The sequence below is a fragment of the Microbacterium sp. F01 genome (assembly GCF_056156365.1).
In genome coordinates this window covers 1,629,496-1,643,611 of sequence record NZ_CM149592.1, presented here as the reverse complement: position 1 = coordinate 1,643,611, position 14,116 = coordinate 1,629,496, and the positions used below count along the sequence as shown (strand labels likewise).

Sequence of the window (14,116 nt, the reverse complement as noted above, 5' to 3'; positions counted from 1 at the left end):
GCGCGCCGAACCCGGCGCACGCCAACGACCGGCGCCCTGCGCACCGGTCGTTGGGTGAACCCCAGGTCTACGCCTGCTTGGCGAGCTCCCCGTACAGGGTGAAGATCGGCAGGTACAGCGAGATCACCATGCCGCCGATCACGATGCCGAGTCCGACGATGAGGATCGGCTCGATCGTCGACGACAGCTGCGCCGTCGCGGTCTCGACCTCGTCCTCGTAGAAGTCGGCGATCGAGGCGAGCATGTCGACGAGCGTGCCCGACTCCTCACCGACGGACACCATTTGCGGCACCATCGCGGGGAAGACATCCGCCTTCGCGAGCGGCGCCGCGAACGAGCGTCCCTGGCGGATCGACTCCTGCACGTCGCGGACGGCCTGCTCGATCTTCCAGTTGTTCGAGGCCTGACCGACGATCGCGAGCGCCTGGATGATGGGCACGCCCGCGTTGAGCATCATCGACAGGTTGCGAGCGAACCGGGCGACGGCGATCTTCGTGGTCAGCTTCCCGAAGACGGGCATCTTCAGCTTGATCGGGTCGACGAATCGGCGGTACTGCTCGGTGTGCCGGTTGGCGCGCCACCAGATCAGTGCGACGACCACGACGAGGATGATCGCCGGGATGATCCACCACATGTTGTTCGAGATCGTCACCAGGATCTGCGTCGGCAACGGCAGCGAGCTGCCGAGCCCCTTGAACATGCCCTCGAAGATCGGCACCACGAACGTGACCATCACGAGCACGCCGATGATCGCGATCACGAGCACGATCGCCGGATAGGTCACCGCCGCACGGATCTTGTTGTGCAGCTCTGCTTCGCGCTGGTAGTTGTCGGCGATCGAACCGAGCGCACTGCCGAGGAAGCCGCCCGCTTCACCGACCTTGATGATCGACAGCATCAGCGGCGGGAACGTCTGCGGGTGCCTCGCCAGCGCCGCCGAGAACGACGACCCCGACTCGACGTCCGCCTGCACCTGCACGAGCGCCGGCTGGAGCTTCTTGTCGTCGGTCTGCTCGATCAAGATGGCGAGCGTCCGCATGAGCGGGAGGCCGGCGTTGATGAGACCCGCCATCTGGCGCGAGAACACTGCCAGCGTGCGCGCCGACACGGTCTTCGTCGCGCCCGGCAGCTTGATGTCGCGGTTGAGCCCCGTGTTGGACTTGAGCGTGACCTCGAGCGGCGTGAGCCCCTGCGCCTTCAGCTTGCCGGTGACCGCCGACTCGCTCGCGGCCTCGATGGTCCCCTTGACGACCGATCCGCCGCGAGGGTCGACGGCCCGGTAGACGAACTCCTGGACGATGGCCATGTCAGCGCTCCTCGTTCGCGGTGGTCCACGCTTCGAGATCGTCCACGCCGCCCCACTCGACATCGCGCGCCGTCGGATCGACGCGGCCGCCGACGGTGGGCGTGCCGAACCGCGATCCCATGCCGACACCGGTGCCCTGCGCGGCATTCGCTGCGGGAGCAGTGAGCTCCCCCTGCCGCCATTCGCCGGCGTGGTGCGCCCATTCCTCCGCGTCGAGATCGCGAGGCTTGATGTAGACGCCGTCGAGGCTCTTCGGGTCGACCGCGAAGTCCACTGCGACGTTGCGCGCGATGGTGCCTTCGGCGACAAGGCGACGAAGGTCCTGGTCGAGCGTGTGCATGCCGATCTCGGATCCCGCCTGCATCGCCGAGTAGATCTGCGCGACCTGGCCCTCGCGGATCATGTTGGCGACGGCCGGAGTGTTGATGAGCACCTCGGTCGCGATCGTACGGCCGTTGACCTGAGCGAGCGGGAGCAGCGTCTGGCTGATGATGCCCTGCAGGGTGTCGCCCAGTTGCGTGCGGATCTGGTGCTGCTGGTCGGCGGGGAACACGTCGATGATGCGGTTGATGCTCTTCGCCGCGCCCTGGGTGTGCAGGGTGGAGAGCACGAGGTGTCCAGTCTCGGCGGCGGACAGTGCCGTCGAGATCGACTCCGGGTCTCGGAGCTCGCCGATGAGGATCACATCAGGGTCCTGACGCAGCACGCGACGCAGCGCCTCGGCGAACGAGTTCGTGTCGCGCCCGACCTCGCGTTGGTGCACGAGCGAGCGCTTCGACTGGTGGTGGAATTCGATCGGGTCCTCGATCGTGACGATGTGTGCCGGGACGAGCTGGTTGACGATGTCGACCATCGCCGTGAGCGTCGTCGACTTTCCGGAGCCCGTTGGCCCCGTCAGCAGCACCAATCCACGCGGGCGCAGTGCCAGGTCGCGGGCGATCGCCGGGGCACCGAGCTCCTCGAGGGAGTACACCCGGTCGGGGATGTAGCGCAGCGCGATCGCGATCGACCCGAGCTGGCGGTACACGTTGGTGCGGAACCGGCCGATCCCCGGGGTCGCATGGGCGAGGTCGACCTCGCCGTGCTGGAGAAACTCGGCGCGCTGCCCCTCGGTCATCAGGTCGAACGCGGTGCGCTCGACCCACTCCTCCGAGAGAGCGTCCGGGTATCCGGGCACGGGCACGAGGTCGCCATCGACGCGCAGCAGCGGCGGGGCTCCTGCGGTGATGTGCACGTCTGACGCCCGGTGGCGCGCTCCGCGCGCGAGGAGGGTTTCGAAGTCGAGTTCTTCCATCGTTCTCACCCCTCCGAGTCGACGTAGGTCAGTGCGGTGATCTGCACGTCGACGGTGCCTTCGCCGCTCTGGGTCATGGTGACCACCACGCTGTTCAGGAGGCGGGGACCGGCGCGGAGGGCATCGACGAAGGCCGTCGCCTGCGCCATATCCCCCGCCGTCGCACTGACCACGAAGTCCACCTGCTGACGACCGGCGGACGCGGCGGCATCGGGAGCCGGCGCTGTCTCGGTCGCTGCCGTTGTGGGATCGGTCGATTCCGGTGCGGGTGTGGCCGTCGCCGGGGCGGGCACAGCTGCGGCATCGGCGTCGGTGGCCGCGGTGCGGGTCGCGTAGGCGACCTTCTCCCCCGCGGTGACCGACGTGATGGCCGCGCCGGATGCCTCGGCCGCACGTCCGACGACCTCGAAGACGTCGTCGAACTGGCCCGTGGCCGGGATCTGCGACCGGAGCTCCGCGACATTGGCATTGATGGCGTCGAGGTTCTCCTGTTGCGCCGTGAGTTCGTCGACCTGCGCCTGGTAGAGCGCGTTGGTGCCGGCCACGGTCGCGGTCTGCTGGTCGACGGCCACCGCCTGGAAGTAGAGCGGCATCGCGACCAGAAACACACCGAGGGCGATGACGCCGAGCGAGACGATCAGACCGATGGCGGTCACGAGGTGCTTGGGCATCACTCGCCTCCTTCTTCGGCCGCGTACTGGTTGGAGTACACGGACTGGTCGAACTCGACGTTCAGCAGGTACGAGAACCTGTCCGCTGACACTTGGCTCGAGGTCACCGACTGCCCGTCCGCGTAAAGCACGCCCTCGACGCCGCGAAGCGAGCGGATGAGAGCGACGATGTCGAGCGGGGTCGGGCTGTCGAAGGTGACCGTGCCGACGATGCCTTGCTCGAGCGCGGCGTCGTCTCCCTGGGGCGCGCCGCCGACCGTGAAGTCCACACCCGTGACCGTGGTCTCTGCCGGAAGGATGCCGCTGATCTTGGCCATCACGGGAGTCCACGCGAGATCAGTCGCCATGGCGTCGCTGCGGAAGTCGGCGAGCTCCGACTCGGTCGCCAGAGCCTGGCTGACTTCCGAGAGTGAGGCGATCTCCGTGAGCAGCGCGTTGCTACGAGCCTGCTCGGCGACGAGCCGCTGGTCGGCGAAGAACTTGAAGGCGAACGCACCCGCGATGATGAGCACCGCGACGAGGATCGCGCCGAGGACGAGCCACACCCACAGGCGCACGAGCGAGTCACGTTCCCGCCGCGCGATCTCGCTGCGCGGCATGAGGTTGACGCGAGGTGCTCCCGAGAACGGGACGGCGATGGCGGTCATTTCCCTGCCTCCCCCAGCGCGATGCCGACGGTTCCGACGAGGTTCAGCGCGACCTCTCCGGCGGGCGGAGGAGTCGACATCGAGATCACGTCGCCGACCGAGACGACCGTCATCGGGATGTCGATCGCGGCGCCGAGCGCCGGCAGGACGCCTTCGACGGCTGCGCCGGCACCCGTGACGAACATTCGCGTCAGGGGTGCAGCGGTCGGTCGGCTGCCGAAGAACGCGATCGTGCTGCGGAGGCGGGCCGCGAGGTCCGAAACGCCGGGCGGTGTCGCCGCGCGGATGGCTCCGCGGGTGCGGCCGCCCGCCGCGAGGCCCGAGGCGCCGCCGGCACCGTTTCCGGCGACCGCGAGCTCGAGCTCAGGTTCCAGGGCCTCTGCGTTATGACGTCGCGTCGCAGCGGTCGCGACGTCGATCGGCAACAGGCGCACGAAAAGCGGAACGCCGCCACGCGAGATCACGACCTGGGTGGTGTGATCGCCGATACTGACGGTCGCAATCGTCTCGTCGGATCCTGCGAGCGGTGACGACACCCGGGCGAGCCCGAACGCGGCCAGGTCGACCGCCTGCGCCCGCACCTTGATCTTCGCGAGCGTCGAGATGATCTGTTCGATGTTCTCCGACACTGCCGCGACGAGCAGGCCCGAGACCTGGTCGCCGTCCTGCGAGATCGGGAAGAAGTCGAGCACGGCTTGGCTCGCGGGAACCGGCAGCAGATCCTGCACCTGGTACGGCAGCGCCTCGCGCAGCAAGTCCGGCCGCATCGCCTGAGTCGTGTATTCGCGGACCAGGATGCGGCGGCTGGCGACGCCGAGCACGGCATCCTTGCTTCTGAACTTCGCACCGGTCCACAGCTGCCGGAGCGCGACCGCGACGGCGCCCGAGTCGAGCACCTCCGAGTCGCGCGCTGCCTCGGGCGGTAGCGGCACTTCGCCGTAGGCGACGAGCTGAGGCTTCCGGCCAAGCGAGATCTCCGCGGCGCGTACGCTCTCCTCCGTCACCTCCAGCGCCACGATGGTCTTCCCCATGATTTCCCCTCCCCAAAGATCGTCGGTGTCAGGCACCGACGAAGAGATTCACGTACCACTTGCCGACGGCCTCGCCGGCGAACACTCCGGTCCACGCGCCGAGGATCATCCACGGGCCGAACGGAATGGCGGTCTTGCGTCCGGCGCGGCGCAGCAGCATGAGCGCAATGCCGAACACTCCCCCGTAAAGGAAAGCCGCGAACGCCCCCACAGCGAGCGCGCCCCACCCCAGCCAACCGAGATAGATACCGATCACCCCGGCGAGTTTCACGTCTCCCCCACCCATGCCGCCCGGTCGTGCCGCGCGCAACAAGAAGTAGAAGAGGTACATCACGGCCATGCCGATACCGGCCACGAGCAGCAAGCCCCACTCGCCCGTCAGCCACGCCGCGATCGTGAACAGGATGCCGGCCACGAGGTAGCTGGGAAGCACGATGCTGTTGGGCAGACGGTGGGTGTCGAGGTCGATGAGCGTCAGCACGATCGAGATCGCGGCGAAGTACAGGAATGCGGCGACCACGAGCCCAAGTGCCCACAGGTCTGCGGGCTGGACGATGCCGTCGACGGTCGGCAGGCTCAAATAGGTCGGCAGATTCATGCCGAGGAGACCCTCGTAGACCACGAGGGCCCACCACGTCACGAGAGCGAACGCGATTCCTGTGAAGGCTTCGACGATCGGATACCGCGCCGAGATCGGCGCCTTGCAGTTCGCACACTTCCCCCGCAGCGCGATCCATGAGACGACCGGCACGTTCTGCCACGGCTTGATCGCCGTGTCGCAGTGCGGGCAGCGGCTCTCTCGCAGCAGCGAAATCTTCGCTGGCACTCGGTAGGCGACGACGTTGAGGAACGACCCGATCAGGATGCCGAAGATCCCCGCGACAACGACGAGAAGGATGATGAAAGAGTCCATGGGCTAGCGCTCAGTCTGGTAGACGAGTTGCCCCAACCGCTGCACCAGCGATCCCTGCGCGATACCGCCCGATCCCTTGATCTTGCAGCCGAGTTGGTCGAATGCCGGCGACCACGCCATGTCCTTGCAGGTGTACGCCGTCTGAATGGGGCCCGCCGAGTGGAGGTTTGTGCTGTCGTTGGTGTAGAGCTGCCCACTGAACGATGACGTGACGGTGCCGGTCAGCCCGCACGGCGAATAGACCATGATCCTGACGTCGCCCGTCTGTGTGCCGGACACATCGAATCCGTCTTTGCTGTTGGAATTCCCGCAATGCGGAATGGGCTCCGCGGGAGCTGAATCGGTCGGGTCGACGTCGACGTAAGCGGTCGAGTTGTCTGAGTGGACGAACAGCAGCTGCTTCGTTCCGCCCATCGCCTCCAAGTTTCCGGACAATGAGACATTCATGATGGCACTCGGCTTCACGATGACCACAGCATCCCGTTGCATCTGGACGTTTCCGAGATCGATCGAGAACGATTCCTGACCGTTGCCATTCTTGGACGAGCAGCCAGTCAGATCGATGACCAGCTTGCTGCCGGAGGTGGCGAGCAGTGTCGCGATCGTCGTCGTCGGGTTCTTCTTGAACAGATCGCACGCGCCGGAGTATGAGGCTCCCCAGTTCGATGCGTTGCTCAGATCAATCCACTTGGTCGCAGCACGAAGCCAGTCAAGCGTCGGCTCAAAAGTGGGCGTGTAGCCGCCGACATTCTCTGACTGCGGACCCGTCACAGTCCACTGAGTGCCGACATCGATGTCGCTTCGGCTCGTGACGCTCCCACCGACAGTCGCCGTGTTATTTCCCTGGTCTGTGAGATCAACCTCACCAAGTGCGTTGATGTCCTTGCCGACGGAGGTCGCGCCGTTCGCCGACAGCGCCACATACCCGTTGGCGGTAATCGATCCGGTGATCGTCGCATTATGGCTGCCGTTCTTGACATAGCCATCAGCCCACACGTCGCCCTGAAGGGTGCAGTCGTTACTGAAGTCGACGTTGCCATCGAGTACGTACAAGTCGCCTGTCAGCGTAGCGCCGTTATTGCAGCGGTAGTCACCGGTGCGAAGCACAAGATCGCCAGTGTAGTGCGACACGCCTGCTGTGAAACCGCCTGAAAAGTACGTCACAACGCCGCCAGGCTGCTGGGAGTACGTGACTTGCCACGGGTAGACCGCGTCGATCGTCGTTGCCGACCCGTCCGGACCAGCACCCTGGGACTTGACGACAATGTAGTCGGTTGCGGATGTGGGGCAAGCTTCGACGAGCCCGTCTGACGTCGACGGCCGGACGCCATCGACGTCGGAGATGTAGACCCGCGCTTCGTAGGTCGGGTCTGTACCCTGGAAGTGGGTGCCGGACGTCGCGCAAGTTGGAATCGACGCGATCGCCACGTCGCGACCGGACTCCGCAGCGATGAACGCCTGAGTCTGATCCTCATTGCTCGCGTTCGCGCGGATGGTGAACAGAACTGAGGCAGCGATGATGCTTGCGATGATGAAGCCGACGAGCATCACGACGACGATAGTGACAAGCACGGCCCCTTCGTCGTTGCGCGCCCGACGAAGCACACGATCAATCACCAGCATGGCGAGGTCTCCCCTGTGGCTGTCGACCTCATCTTCCCCTTGCCCGAGAACGGGACAGGAGCTGACTCAGTCGTGATATCGAAGGTGTAAGTCACGGTGTCACCCACCCGCACGAAGTATGGCTCGGAGCCATGTTGGACGATTCCGTCGTGCCATTCGCGCCAGTTTGTGACAGCTGGCAACAGGCCCGTAGAGGACGCGATGGTGGCCTCACCACCACCGATCTGAAACCCTTGGCACTCGAGGCTTCCCGTCAGTGAGGTCCACACTCGGAGCTCACTTCCGTCGTCGTCAGCCGGCGTAACGCTGATGTCCTTCGCATTCCGCAAGGCCCGTTCGATCGCCGATCCGATTACCTGGCCTCGCGTAGTGGCCCGGGTTGTGGAAGTAACGTCCTGCTGCGCCAACCATGAGTTAACGAGTATCGAAGCAGCGGCGATGACGACGATCGAGGCGACGATCATGCCTACCAGAAGCTCGATGAGGCTAAGCCCGGCATCCTCGTCCTGATTATCTGAAGGATGAGCCATCATGCGCTCATCAGGATTTTCGCCGATACGGTGGTCACGACTTCCCCTGCGGAGTCGAGCGCGGAGAGTTTGATCGGCACTACGGCTCCGGGCACGCAGTCGTAGGCGAGTCTGTTGCCGTTCGTGTCAAGCCCGCCTTCCGCCTTCACGGTGTACGTCTCACCCTTGCCATCCGTGAAAGTGACGCCGTTCCATGTCGTGGCTGGTAAAGAGAAGGCAGCCTCGTTCGGCACCGCAGCAAGGGTGCCATGTCCGGAATAAGCGACGGTCCGTGTGCACTGTGCGTTCTCCCGCGCTTCCTCGATGATCGCGTTGAGGTGGCGCGTCGCTGTCGCAACAGCCGACTGTTCCGATGAAAGTTGAATGCCCTGCCACAATGCGGGGAGCATCGCGACCGCGATCACGCCAAGGATGAACATCGCGATGACCACTTCGACGAGACTGAACCCCGCAGCGTCGTCGCTACGTCCCAGCACCATCCGCCCACCTCCCCGAGTGGCAGAATCCCCACATGAATGTGGCCACGAGGGCCGGGAGTGCGGTCTCCTGGCCCTCGCAGCGTTCAGCGGTTGTCAGCAGCCAGGGCCGGACCAAGCCTCTTTGAGAGGTGTGTAGCCCTTCGCGTAGACGCAGACGTCATCAATCTTCGTAGGCGCAGCTCCGAGCGCCGTCGTGGAGCTCTTCGCAGACACGAACGCAACCGTGATGTCGTTCCCGGTGTAGGGGGCAACAGCGGTAGTTGCGGTCGTCAGGGTGTCGGAGTCAGCAATCGCTGCTGACGCCGCTGTTGCAGCATCAGCAGCGGCGGCCTTCACCGCATTGGTCTGCGCGCTGTCCTGAAGATTGGCGAAGATCGGGATCGCGATCGCGACGAGGATGCCGAGGATCACCACGACGATGATGAGTTCGATTAGCGAGAAGCCGCCATCGCGGCCGTCCTCCTCGCGACGCTGCTTCATCGCCTCGAGGTAGTTCTTGATTGTTGCACGCATGGCGCGTCTCTCCCCAGTGTGAGTTGAAAGGTCAGCTCTAACTGACCGACGCGCGCCAAAGCGCGTCGGTCTCAAACACCCCAGTAACACATCCCAGACTCTGTTAGAGCTGGGTTTGAGACACACGCGCAAAGCGTGAATCCCCTCCCGGCATAGACGCTGTCATCCGCGCCGCTGGATGTCAACGTCGGTGCGCACAGTCTTCGCCTAAGAAAGCCTCAGCCGGAACGCGCGAAGACCTTGCGTTGTGCAGCACGCCACCCGGTTTCTCGACTGCTCTAGGACCACGGCGCCGCAGCATCCAATGCCGGCTCGATCGGGCAGGACGATCGCCATGACGGAGAGTCGCGGACGCAGGGTGGGACGTCGGTAGGTGAACGCGCGCACTTCCCCGGCCGAGCGTGACCAGCGAGGGATCATGGATACTTTCATCGAATGTCGGAGGGCATCCATATGCTACATTCATGAATATTTCTTCGAGCGAGGTCGACTGGGAGGCCAGGATCGACGGCGATCCCGAGCTCTTCATCGACCCGTCCGACATCCTTGAGCCCGGCGAGGTCCTGCCGCCCATCGAACTCGCGCAGCTCGAAACGACCGGCGCCACGCACGAGGCTGCGATCACTGAGCTCGAGGGCATCAGCGTCCGAGCGCGGCTTCTCATCGCCGACGAGTACGCCGGCATCGCGAACGTGCTGAGGGATGCCGCGGCCTGCCCGGACCCGTGGGTCGGTCCCGACCCGACACAAGACCCCGCGTGGCTCGATCCGCAGGGGCGATCGACGGCGGCCGTCCGGGCAGAACGGCGGAACATCGCGGTGCGAGCTGCGGCGCTGGAGCTCGCGGTGCGCCTCGGGATGTCAGAAACCATGGTCCGCACCCGCGCAACGCACGCCGATACGCTGCGCGAGCGGTGCCCCCTGATCTGGGAGGCGTTTCGTGCCGGCAGGGTCAACGAGCGGAACGCCTCTTCAGCGGCACAGCAGGCTGCGACGCTTCCCGCCCGCGCCAAGGACGCCTGGGCGAAGTTCGATGAACAGCTCGCAGGTTCGGCGCAGACGCTCGCGCCGGGAAAGTTCCGTGCCCGCGCCAGGCTCGTGCGTGAGCGCGTGCACCCCGAGCACATCGATGAGCGGCACAAGCGCGCGAGGGACGAGCGAAACACCTGGTTCCAGTGCGAAGCCGACGGCATGGCTTCGTTCACCGTGTTCGCGCCTGCCCACGAGGTGATCGCAGTCGAGCGATATGCGGATGCGCACGCGCGGCACCTGCGCGCCCAGGAAGGTGAGGAGCGCACGCTCGCTCAGCTTCGCACCGACGTCGTGCTCGACCTCATCACCCGGGGCATGTCGAACAACACCGAGACCGGCGCCTGGCGTGCGCGTGCGTCTGTGGCGATCACCGTGCCGGTCATGACCCTCCTCGGACGCGACGACGAGCCCGCCACGCTCGACGGCTACGGCCCGATCGACACCGAAACCGCGCGGCGGCTCGCGGGTGAGGCAACCAGTTGGGTCCGCATCCTCACTCACCCCGTGACCGGCACGGTTCTCGACGTCGACCGCACCACGTATCGCGTTCCGAAAGCGCTGAGCCGGTGGCTCGGGGTTCGCGACCAGGTCTGCACCGGCCCCGGATGCATGAGATCCGCCCGTGATTGCGACATCGACCACCGCCTTGATTGGCAATACGGCGGGAAGACCGCCGACACCAATCTGAGTCCCCTTTGCGAACATCACCATGTGATCAAGACCAAGAGCAAATGGGTGCTCTATCGCGATGAAGTCACCGGCGCGAAATGGTGGGTGTCGCCTACGTCGTTGACGATTCCGGTGGAACCGCCACCGTTCTGACTCACGCTCCGCCGCCACGCCGCCACTCGGCGGCGCCGCACGACTGCGCTGTCGCGCGAGCAGACGGGGTCCCGCGCGCTCAGTTCAGGATCGCGAGCGCCTGCTGCGTCGCGACGATCGCGAGCCACGCCACCAGCCCGATCGACACGACCACCGCGATCCCCGACACGAGCCGGCTCGTCGAGCGCTGCGCCGCGACGATCAGGCCGCCAATCGCCAGGAAGAACGCACCGGCGGCGAATGCCACGCTGACCAGGCTCACCAGACCGGCGAGCGACTCATTCCAGCCACTCAGCCAGAACACGACCGCCAGTCCGCCGAGCGCGGCCACCACGATCAGCGCGATCGACGCGCGCGCCGGGATGTTCGCCGGACTCGCCTCGGGAAGCGGCGGCCGCATCTCCCCAACGTACGAGCTCGACACCGGCTGGTACACGATCGGGGTCGGCATCCGCTCGTCCCTTGGCGCGGGACGCCGGGGCGTGATCTGGTCGGGGAAGGTCTCGCTCTTCGCAGCCCCAGAACCATTCGTCGCGACCTCGCGCGACGCCGACACGCGAGGAGCCCCGGCGATGGGCCGGGTCGGCGAGGGCGCCGAGGCTTCAGGTTCCGGCATAGCCGGCGGCGGATCCACGGATGCCTCGTCCCGCACCTCCGCGGGCTCAGCCAGCGACGACGGAGCCGGCCACACGGCGGCCGCGTGCGGTTCCTCGTGCTCAAGGACGACGGGGACGGGTGCCTCGATTACCGGCTCTGCATTCGCAGACCCGAGCGACTCCTCGCCCAGCGACGACGGAGCGGGCCACACCGCGGCGGCAGGCAACTCCTCGGCGACCGACGGCACCGCGGGCCACGCAGCCGCCGCACCGGAAGCCCCTGACGCTTCGCCAGAATCAGCACCTGCATCCGCCGCCCGCCGCGCACGCAACTGCGCCCGGCTTGTCGGCGCGCCCGACGGCACCTCCGCAGCACCCGCGACGTCCGTCGTACGCGTGGCGGCAGCATCCGTCGTCACCGGACGGTAGTCCTCCGTCCACGCAGCGCCGTTCCACCACCGCAAGCGGTCCGCACGCGAAGCGTCCGCGTACCAACCGGGCGGCGGTCCCCCCTGAGACCCGTCCGACATCATGCTCCCCAGCAGAATGATCCTCGAGCGCAAACATACCGGAGCGACGGGACCGCGAGTACCAAACCCGCGGCGCGGGTTTCAACCGTCGAGCACCTCGAGTCGTACGGTCACCGGCCCGCCGTCGACCAGACCTTCGGCATCGCGCACCGCCTTCTTCAGCGGCAGCACGTAGGCCCCGTCCGACGAGGGGAAGATCGACGTCGTCCACTCGCTGCCGCCGATGCTCGCCCGCACGCGCACCGAGCCGAAGCCGCGGTACGGGCGCGGGATCTCGCGGATCTCATCGCTCAGCTCGGGCGGCACCGAGGTGAAGAACCAGGCCGCATCCTCGCGCGCGTCCCAGCGGAAGACGTCCCCGTCGAACTCGATGATCACGAACACGAGGGTAGCGAGCGGGTCCGACGCGGCGAGCGTACAATCCGGGCCATGGCCGACATCGTGGCCGGTGGGATCCGCATCGAGTATCGGCGGCAGGGCCGCGGCGCCCCGCTCGTGCTGTTCCACGGAGCCTTCGAGGATTCGAGGGTCTGGACCGATGAGTTCGATCGCCTCACGCCGTACGTCGATCTGATCGCCTGGGACGCGCCCGGATGCGGAGAGTCGGACGACGTTCCCGCGGGGTGGACCGACCGCGATTGGGCCGACGCGGCGGCCTCGTTCATCACCGAGCTCGGACTGACCGCCCCGTGCGTCGCAGGATTCTCGATGGGATCGGTGCTGGCGCTGCTGCTCGCCCGAGATCACCCGGATGCCGTCGGCAGCCTCGTGCTCATCGGTGCGTACGCCGGATGGGGTGGGTCGCTTGACGCCGACGCGCTCGCGCAACGGGTGGAGGCGACACATTTCACGATCGATCATCCCGTCGACGAGTGGGCCGCTGGATTCCTCGAGTCGGTGTACACGGCGGATGCTGCTCTCGAGCGGCTGGCGCTGGCGCGCGCGTTGCTCGACGACTGGCGTCCGGCGACCACGGCCGCGCTGCTCGAGGTGATGACGCTGGACCTCCGCCCCGCACTCCCCTCGATCCGCACGCCCGCCCTGATCGTGCGCGGCGCCCAAGACGCGCGAAGTCCCCGCGCGGCGGCGCTCGACATGGTGGAGGCACTTCCCGACGCGCGCTTCATCGAGATCGCCGACGCCGGCCACGATTGCGCCGGGCCTGAACTCGACGAGGTGCTGATCGCGGCCGCGCGCGGCGCGAGGCCCTCCGGCGGGTGAGGATCCTCAGAGGTGTTCGCCCGGCGCCCCGCCGTGGCGATCCACCAGGCGCTGCAGGCAGCTCGACCAGCCGTCGATGTGGTTGTCGCGCTCCTCCGTGGTCGCAAAACCGGAGTGCCGCACGATCACGCGGGTCGTAGCATCCGCCGCGGACTGCAGCTCGATCTCGACGTCGGTCGTGTGCTCCTCCCCCGCCCATCGCCACCCGAGCCTCAGCGCGCGCGGCGCCTCGAAGGTGAGCACCGTGCCCTCGACCGCCATGTCGACGGGCACCGACCGCACCTCCCAGCGGCCGAGCTCGCGCAGCTCGACGACCGCCGTCGTCTCGAAGCGCGGCGGCCAGAACCACGCCGCGAGGAGGTCGGCGTTCGTGAATTCACGCCACACGACATCGGTGGATGCTGCGACCAGCGCCTCTTCGGTGAGCTCATGCATGCTGACACCGTACGCCGACCCTCCCCCATAGGATCGTGCGCATGCCGAACCCGCGCCCTCGCGCTCCCCTCGCCACGCCGGAGCGACCGGGTCGCGACCTCTCGAAGCCGCTGCCCGCGGCGCTCAGCTGGATCACGCTGATCGTCTTCGCCGTCGTTCTCGCCGGCGCGTACTTCGTGTTCGAGCTCGCATGGTGGGTGCCGGCGCTCTACGGTGCGGCAAGTGTCGTGGCCTTCGCGGCCTACGGCTTCGACAAGGCGGCCGCGCGCCGCCAGGCGAACCGGATCTCGGAGCAGACGCTGCTCATTCTCGGACTCGTCGGCGGCTGGCCGGGAGCGCTCGTCGCGCAGCAGGTGTTCCGCCACAAGACACGCAAGCGGTCGTTCCGCCGCGCGTTCTGGGGCACGGTCGGCGTGAACGTCCTCGCGCTGGCGGCATACATCTACCTCACCGCGCCGGCGTTCGCGGGCTGAT

At 66.6% G+C, this 14,116-nt stretch carries 16 protein-coding genes; 3 read left to right on the top strand and 13 right to left on the bottom strand.

The window, feature by feature from the left end:
- Positions 1-67: 67 nt before the first annotated feature.
- The 10 genes from ACVN90_RS07320 to ACVN90_RS07275 form a co-directional block, all read right to left on the bottom strand.
- Positions 68-1,306, bottom strand: a complete 1,239-nt coding sequence (locus tag ACVN90_RS07320; protein WP_475101481.1) for a type II secretion system F family protein — start codon at positions 1,304-1,306, stop codon at positions 68-70.
- A 1-nt stretch (position 1,307) separates the two neighbouring features.
- Positions 1,308-2,600, bottom strand: a complete 1,293-nt coding sequence (locus ACVN90_RS07315; protein ID WP_475101480.1) for a type IV pilus twitching motility protein PilT — start codon at positions 2,598-2,600, stop codon at positions 1,308-1,310.
- Between the two features lie 5 nt (positions 2,601-2,605).
- Positions 2,606-3,271 (bottom strand): hypothetical protein, encoded by a 666-nt coding sequence (locus ACVN90_RS07310; protein WP_475101477.1) that lies wholly within the window; start codon positions 3,269-3,271, stop codon positions 2,606-2,608.
- Positions 3,271-3,918, bottom strand: coding sequence for a hypothetical protein (locus tag ACVN90_RS07305; RefSeq protein ID WP_475101475.1), 648 nt, complete (start codon positions 3,916-3,918; stop codon positions 3,271-3,273). The genes ACVN90_RS07310 and ACVN90_RS07305 overlap by 1 nt, the downstream gene beginning before the upstream one ends.
- A complete protein-coding gene (pilM, locus tag ACVN90_RS07300) occupies positions 3,915-4,949 on the bottom strand; it encodes a type IV pilus biogenesis protein PilM (protein WP_475101474.1) in 1,035 nt (344 codons plus the stop codon). Before pilM ends, ACVN90_RS07305 begins: the two co-directional genes overlap by 4 nt.
- Positions 4,950-4,977: 28 nt before the next feature.
- Positions 4,978-5,862, bottom strand: coding sequence for a prepilin peptidase (locus tag ACVN90_RS07295; protein WP_475101472.1), 885 nt, complete (start codon positions 5,860-5,862; stop codon positions 4,978-4,980).
- 3 nt (positions 5,863-5,865) lie between these two features.
- Positions 5,866-7,485, bottom strand: coding sequence for a hypothetical protein (locus ACVN90_RS07290; RefSeq protein WP_475101471.1), 1,620 nt, complete (start codon positions 7,483-7,485; stop codon positions 5,866-5,868).
- The gene (locus ACVN90_RS07285; protein ID WP_475101470.1) at positions 7,476-8,015 is read right to left on the bottom strand and encodes a PilW family protein; all 540 of its coding nucleotides are present in this window, start codon (positions 8,013-8,015) and stop codon (positions 7,476-7,478) included. Before ACVN90_RS07285 ends, ACVN90_RS07290 begins: the two co-directional genes overlap by 10 nt.
- Positions 8,015-8,494, bottom strand: coding sequence for a type IV pilus modification PilV family protein (locus tag ACVN90_RS07280; RefSeq protein ID WP_475101469.1), 480 nt, complete (start codon positions 8,492-8,494; stop codon positions 8,015-8,017). The genes ACVN90_RS07285 and ACVN90_RS07280 overlap by 1 nt, the downstream gene beginning before the upstream one ends.
- Before the next feature lie 93 nt (positions 8,495-8,587).
- On the bottom strand, positions 8,588-9,007 hold the full coding sequence (locus tag ACVN90_RS07275; RefSeq protein WP_475101468.1) for a pilus assembly FimT family protein: 420 nt from the start codon (positions 9,005-9,007) through the stop codon (positions 8,588-8,590).
- 401 nt (positions 9,008-9,408) lie between these two features.
- Here ACVN90_RS07275 and ACVN90_RS07270 point away from each other — a divergent pair, with 401 nt between their 5' ends.
- Positions 9,409-10,860: an HNH endonuclease signature motif containing protein gene (locus tag ACVN90_RS07270; protein ID WP_475101467.1), complete on the top strand. Its 1,452-nt coding sequence runs from the start codon at positions 9,409-9,411 to the stop codon at positions 10,858-10,860.
- Between the two features lie 79 nt (positions 10,861-10,939).
- Here ACVN90_RS07270 and ACVN90_RS07265 read toward each other — a convergent pair whose 3' ends face one another.
- Both ACVN90_RS07265 and ACVN90_RS07260 read right to left on the bottom strand, forming a co-directional pair.
- Positions 10,940-11,986, bottom strand: coding sequence for a DUF2510 domain-containing protein (locus ACVN90_RS07265; RefSeq protein WP_475101466.1), 1,047 nt, complete (start codon positions 11,984-11,986; stop codon positions 10,940-10,942).
- 81 nt (positions 11,987-12,067) lie between these two features.
- The gene (locus ACVN90_RS07260) at positions 12,068-12,364 is read right to left on the bottom strand and encodes a DUF1905 domain-containing protein (RefSeq protein WP_475101465.1); all 297 of its coding nucleotides are present in this window, start codon (positions 12,362-12,364) and stop codon (positions 12,068-12,070) included.
- Positions 12,365-12,415: 51 nt separating this feature from the next.
- Between ACVN90_RS07260 and ACVN90_RS07255 the strand changes: the two genes are divergently transcribed.
- Positions 12,416-13,207 carry an alpha/beta fold hydrolase gene (locus tag ACVN90_RS07255; protein WP_475101464.1) on the top strand — a complete coding sequence of 264 codons (792 nt, stop codon included), beginning with the start codon at positions 12,416-12,418 and terminating at the stop codon, positions 13,205-13,207.
- A 6-nt stretch (positions 13,208-13,213) separates the two neighbouring features.
- Here ACVN90_RS07255 and ACVN90_RS07250 read toward each other — a convergent pair whose 3' ends face one another.
- Positions 13,214-13,642 (bottom strand): SRPBCC family protein, encoded by a 429-nt coding sequence (locus ACVN90_RS07250; protein WP_475101463.1) that lies wholly within the window; start codon positions 13,640-13,642, stop codon positions 13,214-13,216.
- A gap of 41 nt (positions 13,643-13,683) precedes the next feature.
- Between ACVN90_RS07250 and ACVN90_RS07245 the strand changes: the two genes are divergently transcribed.
- Positions 13,684-14,115: a DUF1294 domain-containing protein gene (locus ACVN90_RS07245; RefSeq protein WP_475101462.1), complete on the top strand. Its 432-nt coding sequence runs from the start codon at positions 13,684-13,686 to the stop codon at positions 14,113-14,115.
- Position 14,116: the final 1 nt, after the last annotated feature.

What these genes read in the sequence shown, in the direction of transcription:
- ACVN90_RS07320 (WP_475101481.1), bottom strand. Translation starts at nt 1,306, where the DNA reads ATGGCCATCGTCCAGGAGTTCGTCTACCGGGCCGTCGACCCTCGCGGC.
- ACVN90_RS07295 (WP_475101472.1), bottom strand. Translation starts at nt 5,862, where the DNA reads ATGGACTCTTTCATCATCCTTCTCGTCGTTGTCGCGGGGATCTTCGGC.
- ACVN90_RS07255 (WP_475101464.1), top strand. Translation starts at nt 12,416, where the DNA reads ATGGCCGACATCGTGGCCGGTGGGATCCGCATCGAGTATCGGCGGCAG.
- ACVN90_RS07275 (WP_475101468.1), bottom strand. Translation starts at nt 9,007, where the DNA reads ATGCGTGCAACAATCAAGAACTACCTCGAGGCGATGAAGCAGCGTCGC.
- ACVN90_RS07265 (WP_475101466.1), bottom strand. Translation starts at nt 11,986, where the DNA reads ATGTCGGACGGGTCTCAGGGGGGACCGCCGCCCGGTTGGTACGCGGAC.
- ACVN90_RS07315 (WP_475101480.1), bottom strand. Translation starts at nt 2,600, where the DNA reads ATGGAAGAACTCGACTTCGAAACCCTCCTCGCGCGCGGAGCGCGCCAC.
- ACVN90_RS07250 (WP_475101463.1), bottom strand. Translation starts at nt 13,642, where the DNA reads ATGCATGAGCTCACCGAAGAGGCGCTGGTCGCAGCATCCACCGATGTC.
- ACVN90_RS07305 (WP_475101475.1), bottom strand. Translation starts at nt 3,918, where the DNA reads ATGACCGCCATCGCCGTCCCGTTCTCGGGAGCACCTCGCGTCAACCTC.
- ACVN90_RS07290 (WP_475101471.1), bottom strand. Translation starts at nt 7,485, where the DNA reads ATGCTGGTGATTGATCGTGTGCTTCGTCGGGCGCGCAACGACGAAGGG.
- pilM (WP_475101474.1), bottom strand. Translation starts at nt 4,949, where the DNA reads ATGGGGAAGACCATCGTGGCGCTGGAGGTGACGGAGGAGAGCGTACGC.
- ACVN90_RS07310 (WP_475101477.1), bottom strand. Translation starts at nt 3,271, where the DNA reads ATGCCCAAGCACCTCGTGACCGCCATCGGTCTGATCGTCTCGCTCGGC.
- ACVN90_RS07245 (WP_475101462.1), top strand. Translation starts at nt 13,684, where the DNA reads ATGCCGAACCCGCGCCCTCGCGCTCCCCTCGCCACGCCGGAGCGACCG.
- ACVN90_RS07285 (WP_475101470.1), bottom strand. Translation starts at nt 8,015, where the DNA reads ATGGCTCATCCTTCAGATAATCAGGACGAGGATGCCGGGCTTAGCCTC.
- ACVN90_RS07280 (WP_475101469.1), bottom strand. Translation starts at nt 8,494, where the DNA reads ATGGTGCTGGGACGTAGCGACGACGCTGCGGGGTTCAGTCTCGTCGAA.